19 protein-coding genes are annotated in these 17,623 nt (G+C 73.0%); 12 read left to right on the forward strand and 7 right to left on the reverse strand.

Annotation, left to right across the window (positions count from 1 at the left end; genetic code table 11):
- Nucleotides 1-762, forward strand: a 762-nt coding sequence (locus tag VGP36_01255) for a peroxidase family protein (GenBank protein ID HEV7653351.1), incomplete at its 5' end; no start/stop codon positions are given.
- An 84-nt stretch (nucleotides 763-846) separates the two neighbouring features.
- Here the strand turns inward: VGP36_01255 and VGP36_01260 are convergent.
- The 3 genes from VGP36_01260 to VGP36_01270 all read right to left on the reverse strand — a co-directional run bounded on the left by VGP36_01260 (nucleotide 847) and on the right by VGP36_01270 (nucleotide 2,817).
- The gene (locus VGP36_01260; GenBank protein ID HEV7653352.1) at nucleotides 847-1,176 is read right to left on the reverse strand and encodes a hypothetical protein; all 330 of its coding nucleotides are present in this window, start codon (nucleotides 1,174-1,176) and stop codon (nucleotides 847-849) included.
- Nucleotides 1,177-1,343: 167 nt separating this feature from the next.
- Nucleotides 1,344-1,754, reverse strand: coding sequence for a hypothetical protein (locus VGP36_01265; protein ID HEV7653353.1), 411 nt, complete (start codon nucleotides 1,752-1,754; stop codon nucleotides 1,344-1,346).
- 49 nt (nucleotides 1,755-1,803) lie between these two features.
- Nucleotides 1,804-2,817: an asparaginase gene (locus VGP36_01270; GenBank protein HEV7653354.1), complete on the reverse strand. Its 1,014-nt coding sequence runs from the start codon at nucleotides 2,815-2,817 to the stop codon at nucleotides 1,804-1,806.
- Between the two features lie 224 nt (nucleotides 2,818-3,041).
- Between VGP36_01270 and VGP36_01275 the strand changes: the two genes are divergently transcribed.
- The 3 genes from VGP36_01275 to VGP36_01285 all read left to right on the forward strand — a co-directional run bounded on the left by VGP36_01275 (nucleotide 3,042) and on the right by VGP36_01285 (nucleotide 5,840).
- On the forward strand, nucleotides 3,042-3,245 hold the full coding sequence (locus tag VGP36_01275; protein ID HEV7653355.1) for a cold-shock protein: 204 nt from the start codon (nucleotides 3,042-3,044) through the stop codon (nucleotides 3,243-3,245).
- Between the two features lie 191 nt (nucleotides 3,246-3,436).
- Nucleotides 3,437-4,966, forward strand: coding sequence for a hypothetical protein (locus VGP36_01280; GenBank protein ID HEV7653356.1), 1,530 nt, complete (start codon nucleotides 3,437-3,439; stop codon nucleotides 4,964-4,966).
- A gap of 115 nt (nucleotides 4,967-5,081) precedes the next feature.
- Nucleotides 5,082-5,840 carry an alpha/beta hydrolase gene (locus VGP36_01285; GenBank protein ID HEV7653357.1) on the forward strand — a complete coding sequence of 253 codons (759 nt, stop codon included), beginning with the start codon at nucleotides 5,082-5,084 and terminating at the stop codon, nucleotides 5,838-5,840.
- Between the two features lie 47 nt (nucleotides 5,841-5,887).
- Here the strand turns inward: VGP36_01285 and gtfA are convergent, their stop codons facing one another.
- Together gtfA and VGP36_01295 are read right to left on the reverse strand one after the other, a co-directional pair.
- Nucleotides 5,888-7,354 (reverse strand): sucrose phosphorylase, encoded by a 1,467-nt coding sequence (gene gtfA / locus VGP36_01290; GenBank protein HEV7653358.1) that lies wholly within the window; start codon nucleotides 7,352-7,354, stop codon nucleotides 5,888-5,890.
- Nucleotides 7,355-7,425: 71 nt separating this feature from the next.
- Entirely contained in the window at nucleotides 7,426-8,145 is a 720-nt protein-coding gene (locus VGP36_01295; GenBank protein HEV7653359.1) for a phosphatase PAP2 family protein, read from the reverse strand.
- A 52-nt stretch (nucleotides 8,146-8,197) separates the two neighbouring features.
- On the opposite strand from VGP36_01295, the gene VGP36_01300 reads away from it, so the two are divergent.
- Nucleotides 8,198-9,217, forward strand: coding sequence for an SAM-dependent methyltransferase (locus tag VGP36_01300; GenBank protein HEV7653360.1), 1,020 nt, complete (start codon nucleotides 8,198-8,200; stop codon nucleotides 9,215-9,217).
- A gap of 179 nt (nucleotides 9,218-9,396) precedes the next feature.
- Here the strand turns inward: VGP36_01300 and VGP36_01305 are convergent, their stop codons facing one another.
- Together VGP36_01305 and VGP36_01310 are read right to left on the reverse strand one after the other, a co-directional pair.
- Nucleotides 9,397-10,062: an HAD-IA family hydrolase gene (locus VGP36_01305; GenBank protein HEV7653361.1), complete on the reverse strand. Its 666-nt coding sequence runs from the start codon at nucleotides 10,060-10,062 to the stop codon at nucleotides 9,397-9,399.
- Nucleotides 9,980-10,711, reverse strand: a complete 732-nt coding sequence (locus tag VGP36_01310) for a CDP-alcohol phosphatidyltransferase family protein (protein HEV7653362.1) — start codon at nucleotides 10,709-10,711, stop codon at nucleotides 9,980-9,982. Before VGP36_01310 ends, VGP36_01305 begins: the two co-directional genes overlap by 83 nt.
- 129 nt (nucleotides 10,712-10,840) lie before the next feature.
- On the opposite strand from VGP36_01310, the gene VGP36_01315 reads away from it, so the two are divergent.
- Genes VGP36_01315 through VGP36_01345 form a run of 7 tightly spaced genes read left to right on the forward strand, consistent with a single transcriptional unit; the run spans nucleotide 10,841 to nucleotide 17,623 of the window.
- Nucleotides 10,841-11,818: an NAD(P)-binding protein gene (locus VGP36_01315; protein HEV7653363.1), complete on the forward strand. Its 978-nt coding sequence runs from the start codon at nucleotides 10,841-10,843 to the stop codon at nucleotides 11,816-11,818.
- Between the two features lie 3 nt (nucleotides 11,819-11,821).
- On the forward strand, nucleotides 11,822-12,220 hold the full coding sequence (locus VGP36_01320; protein HEV7653364.1) for a 6-carboxytetrahydropterin synthase: 399 nt from the start codon (nucleotides 11,822-11,824) through the stop codon (nucleotides 12,218-12,220).
- Entirely contained in the window at nucleotides 12,217-13,245 is a 1,029-nt protein-coding gene (locus VGP36_01325; protein ID HEV7653365.1) for a glycosyltransferase family 4 protein, read from the forward strand. Before VGP36_01320 ends, VGP36_01325 begins: the two co-directional genes overlap by 4 nt.
- Nucleotides 13,242-14,012: a class I SAM-dependent methyltransferase gene (locus VGP36_01330; GenBank protein HEV7653366.1), complete on the forward strand. Its 771-nt coding sequence runs from the start codon at nucleotides 13,242-13,244 to the stop codon at nucleotides 14,010-14,012. The genes VGP36_01325 and VGP36_01330 overlap by 4 nt, the downstream gene beginning before the upstream one ends.
- A 57-nt stretch (nucleotides 14,013-14,069) precedes the next feature.
- The gene (locus VGP36_01335; protein HEV7653367.1) at nucleotides 14,070-15,200 is read left to right on the forward strand and encodes a lysylphosphatidylglycerol synthase transmembrane domain-containing protein; all 1,131 of its coding nucleotides are present in this window, start codon (nucleotides 14,070-14,072) and stop codon (nucleotides 15,198-15,200) included.
- A gap of 28 nt (nucleotides 15,201-15,228) precedes the next feature.
- Complete coding sequence (gene ribA, locus VGP36_01340; protein ID HEV7653368.1) at nucleotides 15,229-15,807, forward strand: GTP cyclohydrolase II; 579 nt, start codon at nucleotides 15,229-15,231, stop codon at nucleotides 15,805-15,807.
- A 16-nt stretch (nucleotides 15,808-15,823) separates the two neighbouring features.
- Nucleotides 15,824-17,623, forward strand: a complete 1,800-nt coding sequence (locus tag VGP36_01345) for a sulfatase-like hydrolase/transferase (GenBank protein HEV7653369.1) — start codon at nucleotides 15,824-15,826, stop codon at nucleotides 17,621-17,623.

Raw genomic sequence — 17,623 nt, forward strand, 5'->3', positions numbered from 1 at the left:
ACGGCATGGGCGGCGGCGTCGAGCTTCCGCGGCACCGACATGCGCGGCGGTGCCAACGGGGCCCGGCTGCGGCTGGAGCCGCAGCGCAGCTGGGAGATCAACGCCGGCACGGCGCCCGTGCTGGAGACGCTGGAGCGGATCCGGCAGGAGTTCGGCGGCACCATCTCGCTGGCCGACCTCATCGTGCTGGGCGGGTGCGCGGCCGTGGAGCAGGCCGCCCGCGACGCCGGCCACGACATCACGGTGCCGTTCACGCCTGGGCGTACGGACGCCACGCAGGAGCAGACCGACGTCGAGTCCTTCGCCGTGCTCGAGCCGGTCGCGGACGGCTTCCGCAACTGGGTGCGGGCCGGTGACAAGCTGCCGGCGGAGCTGCGGCTGCTGGACAAGGCCAACCTGCTCACGCTGACCGCGCCGGAGATGACGGTGCTGATCGGTGGCCTGCGGGCGCTGAACATCGGCGAGCACGGCATCCTCACCGACCGTCCCGGCACGCTGACGAACGACTTCTTCGTCAACCTGCTCGACGCCGGCACGGAATGGAAGACCGGTACGGCCGAGAACGTCTTCGAGGGCTCGGACCGCGGCACCGGCCAGCCGAAGTGGACCGCGACCGCCGTCGACCTGGTCGTCGGCTCGCACTCCCAGCTCCGCGCGATCGCCGAGGTGTACGCCTCGTCCGACGCGACCGAGAAGTTCGTCCGCGACTTCGTCGCGGCCTGGGACAAGGTCATGACCCTGGACCGGTTCGACCTCAGCTGATCCATCCGGTCTTCTGGGGCCCGGGCACCTCGCGGTGCCCGGGCCTCCGTGCGCCCGGGCACTCGTGGGTCCGGGCGCTACGTCTCAGGGGGACAGCGCCTGTGCGGTGGCGGTGAGGAGGGTGGGCCAGCGGGCGGCGACCGTATTGCGGTCGCGGGCGACGACCCAGCAGTCGGGCTGAGGGTGCGGACGCGGCTCGGTCGGCAGGCGCGGTCGGGAGCGGACCGGGAAGCCGGTCGCGGCGGCGAGGCGGCCGATCTCGCCGATGGCCGCCAGCCAGGTGGCCGCGGTCGGCGTCAGGGTCACGGCGACCCGCCAGCCGCGGGCGAGCGCCGGCTCCACGTATCCCTCGCGGACCCCCTCGACCCCGCCGGCGGCGCAGCAGACCAGGCCGACGACCGGCTGAATGCCCATGTCCCGAGGATGCTGGACGGTTGCGGGGACGGGTGCGGGCCGCGCCCTGCTCGTCCGCAGCCGACCCGCAGGCGCCCGAGCTGCTCCGGACTGCGGACGGGCTGTGCCCCCGCATCGCCCACGCGCTCGACCCGGCCGACCGCCCCGATGCCGCGGCCACCCGGGACCTACTGGGGTGAGACTGCGCGGACCTGGTTGTTGCGCGCGTCGTGAGTGAGCTCGGCCAGGCCGAGCTCCTCCAGCAGCGGCGGCAGGTACATGCCGAAGCGGCCGCGGTAGCCGTTGCGCAGGCCGTACCAGCCGCCGACCGGATTGTCGGACGAGCGGCCCCAGGCCTCGACGGTGCCGTCGGTGACCGGCTTCTTCTCGTCGGCCGCGCCGAGGTCGACCCAGCCGTCCTGCTTGCGCAGCCAATCGTGCAGGTCCTCGATGGCGCTGAGGTGGTATTTCAGTGTGGTCGAGCCGACCTGGCAGACCAGCGCGGGCGGGTCCGCAGCCGCGTCCTTGTACATCGAGTACTCCGAGGATCCCGGCGCCGTCTTCAGGATCCAGGGATCGTCCTTGCTGCCGACCGCCATCGCCGCGCCCCCTCGCCTCGGTGATCGGGCGGAGACCGTAACACAGAGGTTACCGATACGGCCACGTGTCCGCGTACCCGCCGGCGGCGCCGAAGGCGGCCCGGATCGTGGCGTCGTCGGCCCCGGCCGCGAGCAGGGTGTGCAGCAGCAGCCGGGCCTTGAACGGGTCGAGGAACCCGGCCCGGATCAGCCCCCGGCCGAGCAGGTCCGACTCCGAGCCCGCGAACGCGTACGTCGAGGCGACCACCGACCCGGAGCCCGTCCGGGAGGCGAGCACCACCGGCATCCCCGCGGCGAGCTCGGTCAGCACCGGCACCAGCCGCTCGGGGACGTGCCCGGCACCGAGCGCGGCCAGCACCAGCCCGTCGACCCGCCCGGCCAGCCCGTCCAGCAGCACCCCGTCGTCGTCGAAGGCCATCGTCACCAGGGCGACGCGCGCGGGCCGGTCGCCGGCCGGGACGACCGTCCGCCGGCCGGGCCGGGACAGCAGCACCGGCCGGCCCTCGACGACATGCCCGAGCGGCCCGGTGTCCGGCGAACGGAACGTCCCGATGCTCGTCGTGTTGGTCTTGCGGACCCGCCGGGCCGCGTGGATCTCGTCCGCGAACACCACCAGCGCACCCAGTCCGACCGCGGCCGGACCGGCCGCGACCTGCACCGCGGCCAGCAGGTTCGCCGGTCCGTCGGCGCCGGCGAGGGTCGGGTTGCGCATGGCGCCGGTGACGACGACCGGCTGCGGACCCGGGTGCAGCAGGTCCAGCAGGTACGCGGTCTCCTCGATCGTGTCCGTCCCCTGGATCACGACCGCGCCGGTCGCGCCGGCGCCGAACGAGTCCGGCAGGGCGGCGAGCACCGCGGCCACGTCGGCGAACCCGACCGACGCGCCCGGCAGGCGGCGCAGGTCGACCACCTCCAGCTCGATCCCGGTGCGGTCGAGGCCCGGCACCGCGGCCATCAGGTCCGCGGGCGAGAGGGACGGCACGACCCCGCCGGGTCCGGCCGCGCCCATCGAGATGGTGCCGCCCAGGCCGTACACGACGACCCGGCTGCTGGATCCGGTCATGACCTCTTTCTACTGGCCGCGTGCGAGACAGGAACGATGGCGCCCACACGTGGTAGCGTCGTGATCGGTTGTGGTACGTAGTTCATTCTCTCGATCGTTTCGACGTTTGCGGGAAGTGACCGCGGCGTCGTCGTCTCTCTCAGTTCCTGGGATTCGGTGAAGCACTCCGCAACCAGCCGTAGCCGCAAGTGCGGCCCGCGGAAGTACTCACCAGGAGACAGTGAATGACTCAAGGCAGTGTGAAGTGGTTCAACGGCGAGAAGGGCTTCGGCTTCATCGCCCCGGACGGCGGCGGCGCCGACGTCTTCGTCCACTTCTCGGCCATCGACGCCAACGGCTACCGCAGCCTCGATGAGAACCAGCGGGTGGAGTTCGACATCACCCAGGGTCAGAAGGGCCCGCAGGCCGAGCACGTCCGGCCGATCTGAGCTTCTCAGCCACTGAGCTGAGCGTGCGGCGGTCCCGGCGTCACGACGTCGGGGCCGCCGCACAGCCATGTCCGGGGCCGGTCGTCGTCCACAGGTAAACAACTGCTTATGGCGCCGACGGACGGACGATGTCAGGATCACGCCTCCCGGTTGGTTCGTTGCCAATCGTGCCTCAGTGTGGAGGTTGAGCCGTGACGAGACGCCTGCAATGGTCCCGAGCACTCGGTGTGCTGCTGGGTCTGTTCCTGCTGGTCTTCGGGCTGCCGGCGACGGCGCAGGCGCAACCCGGACCGGGCCACGGGGCCCGTCCCGCTCCGGTCGCCGAGGATCCGGCCCCGACGGGTCCGGACTGCACGACCACCGTCTCGACCACCCAGGCGGGCTACACGGTCGCCGACCCGCGCTGCGACTTCACCGGCGCGGCGTACTCCGGCGCCCGGTTCACGCCGACGCTGGACGCCCGCGGTCGGGCCGTCTCGCGCACGATGACCGGGATCGTGGCCGGCGCGCCGTACCGGATCGAGGTGCCGGACCACTGGAACGGCCAGCTCGCTCTGTACGCGCACGGCTTCCGCGGCAACGGCACGACCGTCTGGGTCGACAGCTCGCCGCTGCGGTCGTACTTCGTCGCGCACGGGTTCGCCTGGGCCGCGTCCGGCTACTCCACCAACGGGTACGACGTCGGGCAGGGTGCCCTCGATTCGCACACGCTGATCGCGCTCGTCGCGGGCAAGGTGCACCGCCAGGCCCGCTCGGTCTACATGACCGGCGCCTCGATGGGCGGCCAGATCACCGCGGTCGAGATCGAGCACTTCCGCGGCGACTTCGTCGGCGCGATGCCGGTCTGCGGCGTGCTCGGCGACAAGGAGCTCTTCGACTACTTCAACGACGCCAACGTCACGGCGGCCGCGCTGACCGGGACGGACGTCCAGTTCCCGACGACGCTGGAGGCCGGGCAGGCGTACGCGCCGACGTTCGACGCGCAGGTGCACTCCGAGCTGCCCAAGCTCGGCACCGGCTTCGTCACCGGCAACCCGGCCGCGGTCTCGCTGACCCCGACCGGGCAGGCCTGGGCCAGCGCGGTCGAGCAGCGGACCGGCGGCAACCGGCCCGGGTTCGCCAGCGGGTTCGCGTTCTGGTCCAGCACCAGCTTCGCGCCGCTGACCGACGTCCCGTTCCTGTTCGGGGTCAACCCGGCACTGTCCGGCGGGACCGAGGGGATCGCCGACGGCAACCTCGTCGACAACCGCTTCACCGTGTACCGGATCGGTGACAGCGTCGGCCGGCTCACCGCGGCCGAGCGCGCGCTCAACCGCTCGGTGCTGCGGGTCGCGCCGACCACGCCGCCGTCCCGCCAGCTGAACGGCGTGCCCAAGGTGTTCGGCGACCCGCGGATCCCGGTGCTGTCCATGCACGACCTGGGCGACCTGTTCGTCCCGTTCTCGATGGAGCAGATCTACGCTCAGCGGGTCGCCGCGCACGGCCAGTCGCGGCTGTTCGTCAGCCGGGCGATCCGCGGCGTCGGGCACTGCGACTTCACCCAGTCCGAGCTGCAGAGCGGGTTCTCCGACCTGGTGTCCTGGGTCGACCACGGTCGCCGGCCGGCCGGCGACCGGGTCACCGACGCTCGGACGGTCGCGTCGCCGACGTTCGGTTGCCGGTTCACCGACCGGACGCCGGGCGCGCACCTCGGGTTCGTCGGCGTCCCCTGCTCGTCCTGAGGCGAGACACCCCCGCGGAGATTCTTCCGCGGGGGTGTCGATCCCGGCGCCGGGTATTCGTAGCCAGGGTGAGAGACCGGCGCCGAGCCGGCCCCGAGTCGCCCCGGAGGACGACGTGACCCAGCGCAACGGCTACGCCGACGTCAACGGTCTGCACATGTACTACGAGATCACCGGCGAAGGCTCGCCGCTGGTCCTGCTGCACGGCGGCATCATGACGATCGACCTCAACTTCGCGACGCTGATCCCGACGCTGGCCGAGAAGCACACGGTCATCGGCGTCGAGCTGCAGGGCCACGGCCGGACCGCGGACATCGACCGCGAGATCTCCCCGGCCACGTCGGCGTCCGACGTCGTCGGCCTGCTGGACCACCTCGGCATCGACCGGGCCCACGTCCTGGGCCACAGCATGGGCGGTGCTGTCACGCTGGAGCTCGCGGTCAGCCACCCCGACCGGCTGCTCTCGATCGTGCCGATCTCGGCCAGTGTGCGCCCGGACGGCATGCACGAGGACCTGACGGACGTCAGCCGGCACGCGACCTCGACCCGGATGCCGACCCAGGAGGACTTCGCCGGCATGCAGGAGGCGTACGCGCGGCTGTCGCCGCACCCGGAGCACTTCACCGAGTTCATGACCGCGCTGTCGCAGAACCAGAACGACCTGAAGGGCTGGAGCGACGAGCAGCTGGCCGGCATCACCGCGCCCACGCTGATCGTCCTCGGCGACCACGACTTCATCACCATCGACCACGCCGCGGTGATGCAGCGCCTCATCCCCGGCTCGCGGCTCGCCGTGCTGCCCGGCACCACCCACATGCAGGCCACCCGCCGCCCCGAGCTCCTCCTCCCCATGCTCGCCGACTTCCTCGACTGAGACCGTTCGGCGACCGTCGATGCGGGCCGGCGGGTCGGGACGGGCGGTCAGTACGGGAGGTCGGCGACGTCGGTGAGGGTGTGGGTGCGGCCGGTGGCGGTGTAGGTGAGCTGGTAGCTCGCGTCGGTGAGGTCGACGGCGAGCAGGACCTCCTCGGCGCCGGACCGCCACTCCATCCGCAGCCGGCCGGCCGGGGTGTCGGGCAGGGTGAACTCGCCGCCGAAGGCCGGGTGCGCGTTGCGGAACCGGATCAGCCGGGTCAGCGCCCGCACCATCGGCTGCCGCAGCGCCTCGACGACCTGGGTCGAGGTGTAGTGCCGGCGGTTGATCTCGCGGCTGTCGGTGCCGAGCGGCTTGTCGACGGCGTTGCGGCCGCCGAGCAGGCCCACGTAGTAGACCTGCGGGATGCCGGGCGTGCAGAACTGGATCAGCCGGGCCAGCAGGTAGCGCCGGTCGTCCGCGCCGACCGCGTCGTAGACGGTGCAGTCGACCCGGTAGAGCCCGCCGGTCGGGGTCTCCAGCGCCACCGCCGTACCGCCGCTGTTGCGGGAGATCCGGTTGGCCAGGCCGTAGAGCTCGCGCTCGGAGAGCAGGCCGACGGTGCCCTCGGCGGCGTAGTCCGGGCCGGCGTCGACCATGCCGATGCCGTCGTGCGTCTCCAGCACGGTCACGGTGTTGTGCGGCCGCATCGCCAGCCAGACCCGCAGCGGCTCGACGTCCCCGGCCAGCAACGCGTGCAGGATCAGCGGCGCCAGCGCGAAGTCGTAGACGCGGTCGACCTGCTCGGCCAGCTCGACGGCGTACCGGTGCGGAGCGTGCACCTCGGTGAGGACGGCCAGCCCGAGCCGGTGCGCCTCGTCGGTGAGGTCGGCGATGAACGCGTCGGTCTCCGGGGTGAGGAAGCAGGAGCTGCCGGCGGTCTTCACCGCGTACCCGATCGCGTCCAGCCGGACCATCCCGACGCCGTGGTCGGCCAGCTGCCGCAGGATCGTGGCCAGGTATTGCCGGGCCGCCGGGTGGTGCACGTCGATGTCGACCTGGCGGCTGGTGAACGTCGTCCAGACCAGCGCGTGCCGGTCGCCGAGCACCATCGGCGTGAACGGCAGCCCCGGCCGCGGCCGGACGATCTGGACCAGGTCGGCCTCGGTCGCGCCGCCCGGGAAGACCCGGTCGAAGGTGAGGAACATGCCCGCGTGCGGCGCGGTGTCGCCCTGCTCGACGACCTCGCGGAACTCCGTGGTCGCGGCGGAGACGTGGTTGACGATGAGGTCGACGACGGTGTCCCGGTCACGGCCGAGCGCGGCGACGTCATCCCAGGTGCCGAGGCGGCGGTCGACCCGGGTGTGGTCGACCGGGTCGTAGCCGGCGTCGGCCCCGTCGTACGGGACGAAGAACGGCAGCACGTGCACGCCGCCGAACAGGCCGTCCAGCGGGCCGTCCAGCAACCGGCCCAGCGCCGGCAGCGAGCCGCCCAACCGGTCGGCGTACGCGATCAGCTGGACCTCGTTGCGCACGTGCCCTCCCCCACCCGGTTCCGGTCACCCATCCTGGCCTGCGCGGATGAGCCCGGGGTCGGGGGGTGGGGTCAGTGCACGGCGGTACGCTGCCGGAGCGGGGTGCGGGAGCGGGTGGTCAGCGGCAGCGCCCAGGCCGTGATCGCCAGCAGAGCGAGCGAGAACAGGAAGCTGGTGGAGGTGTCGGTCGGGTAGTGCATCCCGCGGTACATCCGGCAGGTCGCGACCGTGATCGGCACCAGGACGCCGACCACCAGCAGCAACGCCCGCAGCCAGACGTGCCGGGTGTGCCAGGCGATCACCAGCGCCGTCCCGACCCAGTACGCGGTGGACGCCGCGGTGTGCCCGGACGGGAAGCTCGAGGTCGGCGGCGAGTCGTCCAGGTGTGCCACCGGCGGCCGCTTGCGGTCGATGAGCAACGTCCCGACCAGGAAGATCAACGACTGACCGATCACGCAGACGACCAGGAACACCGACTCGCGCCAGCGGTGGAACACGATCCGGAACACGACCACGGTGATCGCGGTGAGCCCGACGATCGTCACGGTCTCGCCGAACAGTGTCCCGATGTGGGTCAGCGTGTTGACGGTCGGCGTGCGATGCGAGGCGAACCAGCGGTCCACCCCCGCGTCGTCCTTCGCGAACCCGGTGTTCTCCACGACCTTCGTGATGAGCAGCCCGATCAGCACGACCACGACGCCGACCGCGACGAACCAGGGGACCGCCCGGCGGCCGGCCGCGCCCAGTTCCTGCCAGAGGGTGCGTTCGCCTGCCGGTCTGATGACGGTCACCACCGGCAGATACCCAATCGGCATTCCAACCATGTGTCACACTTCCCCGATCATGCGGTACGGCCTACTCATCTCCCCCTCCGCGAATCGCGTCTATGCCGAGTCCTCCGTCGCGCTCACCCGCGCCGAGCTGGAGCTCTTCGGCCGGTCCGCGCTCGGCGACCGGATCACCGACACCGAGCTCAGCACCATCGGCGGGGTGCCGTACGTGACGTTCACGGCGGAGCTGACCGAGCGGGACGTCGCGTACCTGTCCAACCTGTCCTCGGTCTACGCGCTGTTCTCCTTCGAGGGCGAGCTGCTGCGACCGGTCCCGCTGCGCCCGCTGGACCGGTACGACGACGACCTCATCACGATCCAGAAGTACTCCGGCAAGACCAACGAGCACTTCACCAAGCTGCTGCTCAACGTGACCGTGCTGTCCTCGGCGTTCGCGGGCGATCTGCTGGACCGGCGGCTGCGGGTGCTGGACCCGCTCTGCGGCCGCGGCACCACGCTCAACCAGGCCCTCATGTACGGCTTCGACGCGGCCGGGATGGACGTCGACGGCAAGGACGTCGAGGCGTACTCGGCGTTCCTGTCGACCTGGCTCAAGCGGAAGCGGATCAAGCACCACATCGACACCGCACCGATCCGGCGCAACCGGCAGGTGGTGGCCCGGCGGGTGCACGCGACGCTGGCGGCGAGCCGGGAGGACCACAAGGCCGGCGCGACCCAGGACGTCGAGGTCATCGGCCAGGACACCGTACGGGCGCGGGAGTTCTTCCGGGCCGGGAGCTTCGACGTGATCGTGGCCGACGCGCCGTACGGGGTGCAGCACGGCAGCCGGACCGGCGCCGCGCTGGCCCGCAGCCCGTTGGAGCTGCTGGCCGCGGCCGCGCCGGTCTGGCGGGAGCTGCTGCGGCCGGGCGGGGCGGTCGGGATCGCTTGGAACACGCACGTGGCGAAGCGCGAGGACGCGGCCGGGCTGCTCGCCGACGCCGGGCTCGAACCGCTGCCGCTGGAGGGGTTCCGGCACCGCGTCGACCAGTCCATCGCCCGCGACATCCTCACCGCCCGGCGCCCCGCCTGAACCTCCCCGCCCACCCTCTCCCACTCCGCGCTCCCGCCGACGGCCGAGAGTCAGCGTCCGAGGGTCGGCGGCCGAGGGTCGGCGGCCGAGGCCCGGCGGCCCCGCGGCCCGAGGCCCGAGGCCCGAGGCCCGGCGATCTTCGCGGTGGCCGACGCCCCGACCGGGCCGGCGGTCCGGCGTCAGAGCAGGGACAGGATGTGGTCGAGGCCGCGCGGGCCGGTCTTGGCCGGCGGCGGCAGCAGGAACGCGTAGAGGCCGGCACCGACGGCGCCCGAGTCGGTCAGCGGGTTGTCGCCGACCATCAGGCAGCGGGCCGGGTCGACACCGAGCTGGTCGCAGGCCGTACGGAACACTCTCGGGTCCGGTTTGCAGACACCGTGCTCGAAGGACATCACCACTGTGTCCAGGTACGGCGAGATGCCCAGCTGGCCCATCGCCGGCCGCAGGTCGAACCCGGTGTCGCTGACCACTCCGATCCGCAACCCCCGCTCCCGTACGGCCCGGAGCGTGGGCACGGTGTCGGGGAAGGCCTCCCAGGAGTCGGCGCTGATCGTCGACGCGTACAGGGCGTCGCTCAGGCCGGGGGTCAGGGTCTCGCAGCCGGCCTCGGTGTAGAGCGCGGTCCAGACCTCGCGGTGCCGGGCGCTGGAGAGATCGCGGCCCTTGGCCAGCTCCTCGGCCGTGCTGCTGCGGTCGAGCACCCGCCGCCAGACCTGCCGGACCCGATCCGGGTCGAGGGACGTGCCGAGCCGGGCCGCCGCCTCATGCAGCAGCGTCTCGCCGTTGCCGGACAGCCGGATCATCGTGTCGCCGGCGTCGAACAGGACGGCCTGGAAGTGACTCAAGTCCGGGTCCCCTCAGAGCGCGGTGCCGCCAGAGCCAGACGATGGACCGACCGAACGATTCGACCAGCAGGGCCAGCGCGACCGCCAGCATCACTACGTTCAGTGCCCGGGGCAACACGTCCGCGGCCGCGACCACGAGCGCGATGCCCTGGATCACGGCCACTGCCTTGCCCCAGAGACGCCCCGGCAGCGGGGCCCGCAGCCACGGGAGCGCCCAGCCGGCGGCGATGAACGCGTACCGCATCGCGCCGATCGCGAGCACCCAGACGCCGGCCGGCCGGACCAGGTAGACGCTCAGCACGAGCAGCAGGTATGCGTCGACCTCGTAGTCGAAGCGGGCGCCGCGCTCGGACTCGGTGTGGGTCCGCCGGGCGACCCAGCCGTCGACCGAGTCGAGCGACAGCGCGAGCGCGGCCAGCGGGACCAGCACCGCCCGCGGCGCCGGGCCGGTCCCGGTCAGCGCGTCCACGGCCAGCGCGGTCACGCCGCCGACCAGCGTCGCCCGGAACAGCGTGACCCGGTCGGCCGGCCCGAGGGTCTGGTGGCGCAGGACGGCCCAGAGCTCGGCGCCGTACGCGATCCCGGCCAGCCAGGCCCACGGACCCAGACCGGTCGTCGCGGCCAGCGCCGCGAGGACGAGGATCTGCACAGCGAATCCGATCGCCGGACCGGTCCGAACCGTCGGCACCATGCCTCCGTCACTAGAAGTGCCCCGCTCGATCTACACGGGGCCGGTCGCGGTTCGGTTCGGGAGCAGTTCGGGAGCGGGAGGACACCGATGGCAGGCGAAGCCAAGGCGTTCTGGCTGCGCGAGCCCGGCGTCGGCGAGCTCCGGACCGTCCGGCTACCGGCTCGCGGCGACGCGGACGTGCTGGTCAGGACCCTGTTCTCGGGGATCAGCCGGGGCACCGAGACCCTGGTCTTCCGCGGCCAGGTGCCACCCGGTCAGTACGGGACCATGCGCGCTCCGTACCAGGAGGGCGACTTTCCGGCCCCGGTGAAATACGGCTACCTGAACGTCGGGGTGGTCGTCGAAGGTCCGCTGGCCGGCCGGACCGTGTTCTGCCTCTACCCGCACCAGAGCGCGTACGTGGTGCCGGCCTCGGCGGTGCTGCCGGTCCCGGACGGCGTCCCGGCCGGGCGGGCGATCCTGGCCGGCACGGTGGAGACCGCGGTGAACGCGCTCTGGGACGCCCGGCCGCTGCTCGGCGACCGGGTCAGCGTGGTCGGCGCCGGCATGGTCGGCTGCTGCGTGGCTGCGCTGCTGGCCCGCATCCCCGGGGTCGACGTGCAGGTCGTGGACGCGGACCCGGGCCGGGCACCGGTCGCGGCCGCGCTCGGGGCCGGCTTCGCGCGGCCGGCCGACGCCACCGGCGGCCGGGACCTGGTCGTGCACGCGAGCGCGACCGCGGCCGGACTGCAGCGCTCGCTGGAGCTGCTGGCCCCGGAAGGCCGCGTGGTCGAGCTGAGCTGGTACGGCGACCGCGAGGTCACGCTCGCCCTCGGCGGCGCCTTCCACTCCGGCCGGCTCTCGATCAGCAGCAGCCAGGTCGGGACCGTGGCCCGGCCGGACCGGACGTACGCCGACCGGCTCGGGCTGGCGCTGGAGCTGCTGCGGGACCCGGCGTTCGACGTCCTGATCACCGGGGAGTCCGCGTTCGAGGAGTTGCCCGGCGTGCTGGCCGGGCTGGCCGCGGGGACGCTGCCGGCGCTCTGCCACCGCATCCGCTACGACACCAGCCACGACGGGGGATGAGCCGTGTTCAGCGTGACCGTCCGTGATCACATGATGATCGCCCACAGCTTCACCGGGGCGGTCTTCGGGCCGGCCCAGCGGCTGCACGGCGCGACGTACGTCGTGGACGCCACCTTCCGCCGGGGCGAGCTCGACCCCGACGGGCTGGTCGTCGACATCGGCGCCGCGTCCCAGGAGCTGGCCGCGCTGCTCGGCGCGCTGAACTACCGCAACCTCGACGACGAGCCCGACTTCGCCGGCACGAACACCTCGACCGAGGCGCTGGCCAAGGTCGTCGCCGACCGGCTGGCCGACCGGATCCACGCCGGCGCGTTCGGTGAGCACGCGCGCGGGCTGGCCGGGATCCTGGTCACGCTGCACGAGTCACACATCGCGTGGGCGAGTTACGAGCGCGTCCTATGAGGACCCTGCACGTCGTCCTGCCCAACGACATCGACGACCCCCGTACGCCGAGCGGCGGCAACGTCTACGACCGCCGGCTCCTGCGGGGCCTGTCCGCCCGCGGCTGGACCGTGGTCGAGCTGGCCGTCCCGGGCAGCTGGCCGGCCCCGTCACAGGACGAGCGGGCCTTCCTGGCCCGGACCCTGGCCGCGCTGCCGGACGACGCGCTCGTGCTGGTCGACGGGCTGGTCGGCTCGGCCGCGCCGGACGAGCTGGTGCCGGCGGCGAAGCGGCTGCGGCTGGTCCCGCTGGTGCACATGCCGCTGGGCGACGACGCCGAGGCCAAGGTGCTCACCGCGGCCCGGGCGGTGGTCACGACCAGCCCGTGGACCCGTGACCTGCTCGACGTGCCGCCGCCGGTGACGGTCGCGACGCCCGGGGTGGACCCGGCCCCGCTGGCGCCCGGGTCGCCGGCCGGTTCCCGGCTGCTCTGCGTCGCCGCGGTGTCCCCGCACAAGGGCCACGACCTGCTCACCGACGCGCTGACCTCGGTCGGACAGCCGTACGAGTGCGCGTACGTGGGATCGCTGACGAGGGAGCCGGAGTTCGTCGCCGCGCTGCGGGACCGGGCACCCGGCACGATCCGGTTCGCGGGCCCACTGGTCGGCGCCGACCTCGACGCCGCGTACGCGCGGGCCGACCTGCTCGTGCTCGCCTCCCGCGGGGAGACGTACGGGATGGTGGTGACGGAGGCGCTCGCCCGCGGCGTGCCGGTGCTCGCGACCGCGGTCGGCGGGCTGCCGGACGCGCTCGGCGAGGCCCCGGACGGCAGCGTGCCCGGGCTGCTCGTGCCGCCGGAGGACCCCGGCGCGTTGGCCGCGGCGCTGCGGCGCTGGCTGACCGACGCCGACCTGCGGGCGCGGCTGCGGCGCTCGGCCGTGGCCCGACGGGAGACGCTCACCGGCTGGGACGTCACCGCCGGCATCGTCGCGGACGTCCTGACCGGGATCCCGGCGGTCCCGGCCGGCTTCCCGGGTGACGCGTGATCGACTTCGCGGACTGGCTGGCGCTGCGGGAGCCGGCCGACGCCGCCGCGCGCTCGACCGAGCTGGTCCGGCGGCTGCGGGCGCGGGCCCCGCTGGTGATCCACGACCTCGGCAGCGGGACCGGCTCGATGGTGCGCTGGCTGGCCCCGCAGCTGCCCGGCCCGCAGCACTGGGTGCTGCACGACCGTGACCCGGCGCTGCTGCGGCGGGCCGTCGCGAGCCTGCCGGCCGGGGTGACGGCCGAGACCCGGGGCGGCGACCTGACCCGGCTGACCGCCGCCGATCTGGCCGGCGCGTCCCTGGTCACCGCGTCGGCGCTGCTCGACATGCTCACGGCCGAGGAGGTCGAGCGGATCGTCGGGGCCTGCGCCGGGGCGCCGGCGTTGCTGACGCTCTCCGTGATCGGCCAGGTCGAGCTGGACCCGCCCGACCCGCTGGACGCGGCGCTCGCGGCCGCCTTCGACGACCACCAGCGCCGGACGGTCGGGGGCCGCACGCTGCTCGGCCCGGACGCCGCCGCCACGGCCGCCGCGGCCTTCCGCCGGCGCGGCCGCCCGGTCGAGGTCCGGGACACCCCCTGGCGGCTGGGATCCGGCGCGCTGACCGAGGAGTGGCTCACCGGTTGGGTGGGTGCCGCGTGCGGGCAACGGATCGAGCTGACCGGGCGGGCGACGGCGTACGCGGCCCGGCGCAGGGATGACATGGCCGCGGGCCGGCTCGGCGTCGTCGTCGGCCACGCCGATCTCCTGGTGCCGGGAATCGTCTGAACCCGGGTCCCGCTTCCGACGTGGATCCAGCAGTAAGTGCCGTTCGAGGGGAGACCGATGACGAGCGCACCGGTGCTGCCGCCTCCGGCGCCGCCCGCCCAGAGACCCGGCCGCGGGCCGTCCCGCGCCGGGCTGAGGCGGCGGACGATCTGGGCCTGGGCCCGACCGCTGACCGGCCTGGCCATCCTCGCCGTCCTGGTCTGGCGGCTGGGGACCGGCCCGTTCCTGGACGCGCTGCGCCAGATCGACGCCGGCTCGCTGGCGGTGGCGTTCGCGATCGGGATCGTCACCACCGTGGCCTCGGCCTGGCGGTGGAGCGTGGTCGCGGGTGGGCTGGGGCTCGCGCTCCCGCTGCGGACCGCGGTCGCCGACTGCTACCGGTCGATCTTCCTCAACTCGACGCTGCCGGGCGGCGTGCTCGGCGACGTGCACCGGGCGGTCAACCACGGGCGCGAGGTCGGCGATGTGTCCCGGGGCGTACGGGCTGTGGTCTGGGAGCGCACCGCGGGCCAAATCGTTCAGGTGGCCTTGATGGTGGTCGTCCTGTTCGCGTTCCCGTCGCCCGTGCGCTCGGCGATGCCGCTGGTCGCCGGCATCGGCGTCACGGTCGTGCTGGCCGTGGCGCTGCTGGTCTGGCTGCTCCCGCACAACGGCCTGTCCCGCTGGGCCCGCGGGGTCCGGACGGCCCGGGCCGACGTCCGTGACAGCCTGCTCGCCCGCCGGGTCTGGCCCCGCGCGCTCGTCGCGTCCGTGGTCGCGGTGACCGGGCATGCGGCAACCTTCCTGGTCGCCGCGCACGCCGCCGGGTCGCACGCGCCAATGAGGCTGCTCATCCCGCTCGCGCTGCTCATGCTCGCGGTGATGACCGTGCCGCTGAACGTGGCCGGGTTCGGCCCGCGCGAGGGCGTGGCGGCGTGGGCGTTCGGCGCGGCCGGGCTGACCGCGGCCCAGGGCGTCACCACCGCCGTGCTGTACGGGGCGCTGGTGCTGGTCGCGAGCCTGCCCGGCGCGGCGGTGCTGCTGAGCCGGCGGTTGCGGCCGCCGGTGGATCCGGCGGCGCGCCCGGCGCGCCCGGCGGCCGCGCTCGTACCGAGCCCGCGAGAGACGACGTACCCGCGGACCTGGGCCGCCCGGACCGCCGCCGCGCGGCTCGTGCGTCCTCGGACCCAAGGCCTCGGCATTGACTGAGGCGCCCGCCGCGACGGTCCGCAGGCAGGTGACGGTCCCGCTCCGGTTTTCCGACGGCTACAGCACGACGGCTCGGGTGTTCACCTTCGACGGGCTCGTCGACGGCGAGGAGCACCTCGCGGTCGGCCTGGGCGAGCTCGCCGACGACACGGTCCCGCTGGTCCGCCCGCACAGCGAGTGCCTCACCGGCGACGTGTTCGGCAGCCAGCGCTGCGACTGCGGTCCGCAGCTGCGGGAGGCGGTCGAGCGGATCGCCGGCGTCGGCGGCTACGTGCTCTACCTGCGCCAGGAGGGCCGGGGCATCGGCCTCTACAGCAAGCTCGACGCGTACGCGCTGCAGGACGCGGGGCTGGACACGTACGAGGCGAACCTGGCGCTCGGGCACGGCGAGGACGAGCGCGACTACACGGCCGCCGCCCAGATGCTCGCGGCGCTCGGCATCGAGCGGATGGCCCTGTTGACCAACAACCCGGACAAGACCGAGCAGCTCGAGCACCTCGGCCTGACGATCACCGAGCAGGTGCCGACGGGCGTGCACCGCAGCCCGGCGAACGCCGCGTACCTGGCGGCGAAGGTCCACCACTTCACCCAGACACCGGTCCGCTGACAGACGAGGTCCTACGTTGTCCCTCCTGACCCGTTTCCGCCGCCCGGAGACCGAGGACGAGCCGGCCGCCGATGCCGTCGCCGTCCCGGCCGCCGGGACCGAGGACGCCGCCCCGGAGCCGGGGACCGAGGCGACGACGGACGCTGAATCGAGAGCGGAAGCAGCCGACGGCCAGGTCAAGCGGCGGGGCAAGGTCCGCGGCGGAATCCTGATCGTGCTCACCGTGCTGGCCGCGATCTTCGTGTTGTTCGCGCTCACCGTCCCGGACAACTACGGCCAGCTGCACGCGAAGTCCTTCCTCCGGATCCCGCTGGAGGCGCTGGTCGCGGTCGTCGTGCTGCTCGTGCTGCCCCGGCCCGTACGCCGGGTCGTCGCGGTCCTGCTCGGCGTCCTGCTCGGCCTGCTCACGATCATCAAGGTCATCGACATCGGCTTCACCGCCTCGCTGGCCCGGCCGTTCGACCTGGTGCTCGACTGGTTCCTGCTCGGCTCCGCGGCCGGGGTCGTGCAGGACTCGATCGGCACGTTCGGCGCGATCCTCGCGGTGATCGGCGCCTTCCTGCTGGTCATCGCGATCCTGACCCTGATGGTGCTGTCGATGCTGCGGCTGACCACGCTGGTGGTGCGGCACAACCGGGTCGCGGTCGGCGCGACCGCGCTGCTCACGGTCGCCTGGATCGCGTGCGCGGCGTTCGGCGCGCAGGTGGTGCACGGCGTGCCGGTCGCGTCCCGGGCGGACGAGCAGCTCGTCGTCAACCGCGCCCAGCAGATCCGTACCGGTCTGAACGACAAGGACGCCTTCCAGCAGGAGGCGGCGGTCGACCCGTTCAAGGACACGCCCGCCAACGAGCTGTTCACGGGGCTGAAGGGCAAGGACGTGGTGCTCACCTTCGTCGAGTCCTACGGCCGGTACGCGGTCGAGGACCCGACGTTCGCGCCGCCGGTGGACGCACAGCTCGACGCCGGGACGAAGTCGCTGGAGGCGGCCGGGTTCGCGGCCAGGAGCGGGTGGATCAGCTCCTCGACGGTCGGCGGCGGCAGCTGGCTGGCGCACGCCTCGATGCTGTCCGGGCTCTACATCAACAACCAGCAGCGGTACCGGTCGCTGACGTCAGGCAACCGGCTGACGCTGACCAGCGCGTTCAAGAAGGCAGGCTGGCACACGGTCAGCACCGAGCCGGTGATCGACCGCGCCTGGCCGGAGGGCCAGTTCTACGGCTACGAGACCGAGTACAACCTCAACAACCTGGGCTACAAGGGCCCGCACTTCAGCTACGCGACGATGCCGGACCAGTACACGTACCAGCAGTTCCAGCAGCGCTCGATGCAGCCGGGGCACGCGCCCTTGTTCGCGGAGATCACCACGGTCTCCAGCCACAGCCCGTGGACGCCGATCCCGAAGATGGTCGACTGGGACAAGCTCGGCGACGGCTCGATCTTCAACGACCCGGCCAACCAGGCCGGCGGTGCGCCCGGGTCGATCATCGGCGACCCGAACAAGCTGCGGGCGTCCTACATCGGCTCGATCCAGTACTCGCTCAACGCGCTCATCTCCTACATCGAGACGTACGGCGACAAGAACCTGGTGCTGATCTTCCTCGGCGACCACCAGCCGGCACCGGTGGTGACCGGGCAGGACGCCAGCCGGGACGTGCCGATCACGATCGTGGCCAAGGACCCGGCGGTGCTCGACAAGATCTCGTCCTGGGACTGGACGGACGGGCTACGGCCGGCGCCGAACGCGCCGGAGTGGCGGATGGACGCCTTCCGCAACAACTTCATGACCGCCTTCGGCTCGACCCCGTCGACCCACTAG

This window comes from Mycobacteriales bacterium (genome assembly GCA_035995165.1).
Taxonomy (GTDB): Bacteria; Actinomycetota; Actinomycetes; order Mycobacteriales; family CADCTP01; genus CADCTP01.

What these genes read in the sequence shown, in the direction of transcription:
- VGP36_01325 (HEV7653365.1), top strand. Translation starts at nt 12,217, where the DNA reads ATGAGGACCCTGCACGTCGTCCTGCCCAACGACATCGACGACCCCCGT.
- VGP36_01300 (HEV7653360.1), top strand. Translation starts at nt 8,198, where the DNA reads ATGCGGTACGGCCTACTCATCTCCCCCTCCGCGAATCGCGTCTATGCC.
- VGP36_01260 (HEV7653352.1), bottom strand. Translation starts at nt 1,176, where the DNA reads ATGGGCATTCAGCCGGTCGTCGGCCTGGTCTGCTGCGCCGCCGGCGGG.
- VGP36_01275 (HEV7653355.1), top strand. Translation starts at nt 3,042, where the DNA reads ATGACTCAAGGCAGTGTGAAGTGGTTCAACGGCGAGAAGGGCTTCGGC.
- VGP36_01265 (HEV7653353.1), bottom strand. Translation starts at nt 1,754, where the DNA reads ATGGCGGTCGGCAGCAAGGACGATCCCTGGATCCTGAAGACGGCGCCG.
- VGP36_01335 (HEV7653367.1), top strand. Translation starts at nt 14,070, where the DNA reads ATGACGAGCGCACCGGTGCTGCCGCCTCCGGCGCCGCCCGCCCAGAGA.
- VGP36_01315 (HEV7653363.1), top strand. Translation starts at nt 10,841, where the DNA reads ATGGCAGGCGAAGCCAAGGCGTTCTGGCTGCGCGAGCCCGGCGTCGGC.
- VGP36_01270 (HEV7653354.1), bottom strand. Translation starts at nt 2,817, where the DNA reads ATGACCGGATCCAGCAGCCGGGTCGTCGTGTACGGCCTGGGCGGCACC.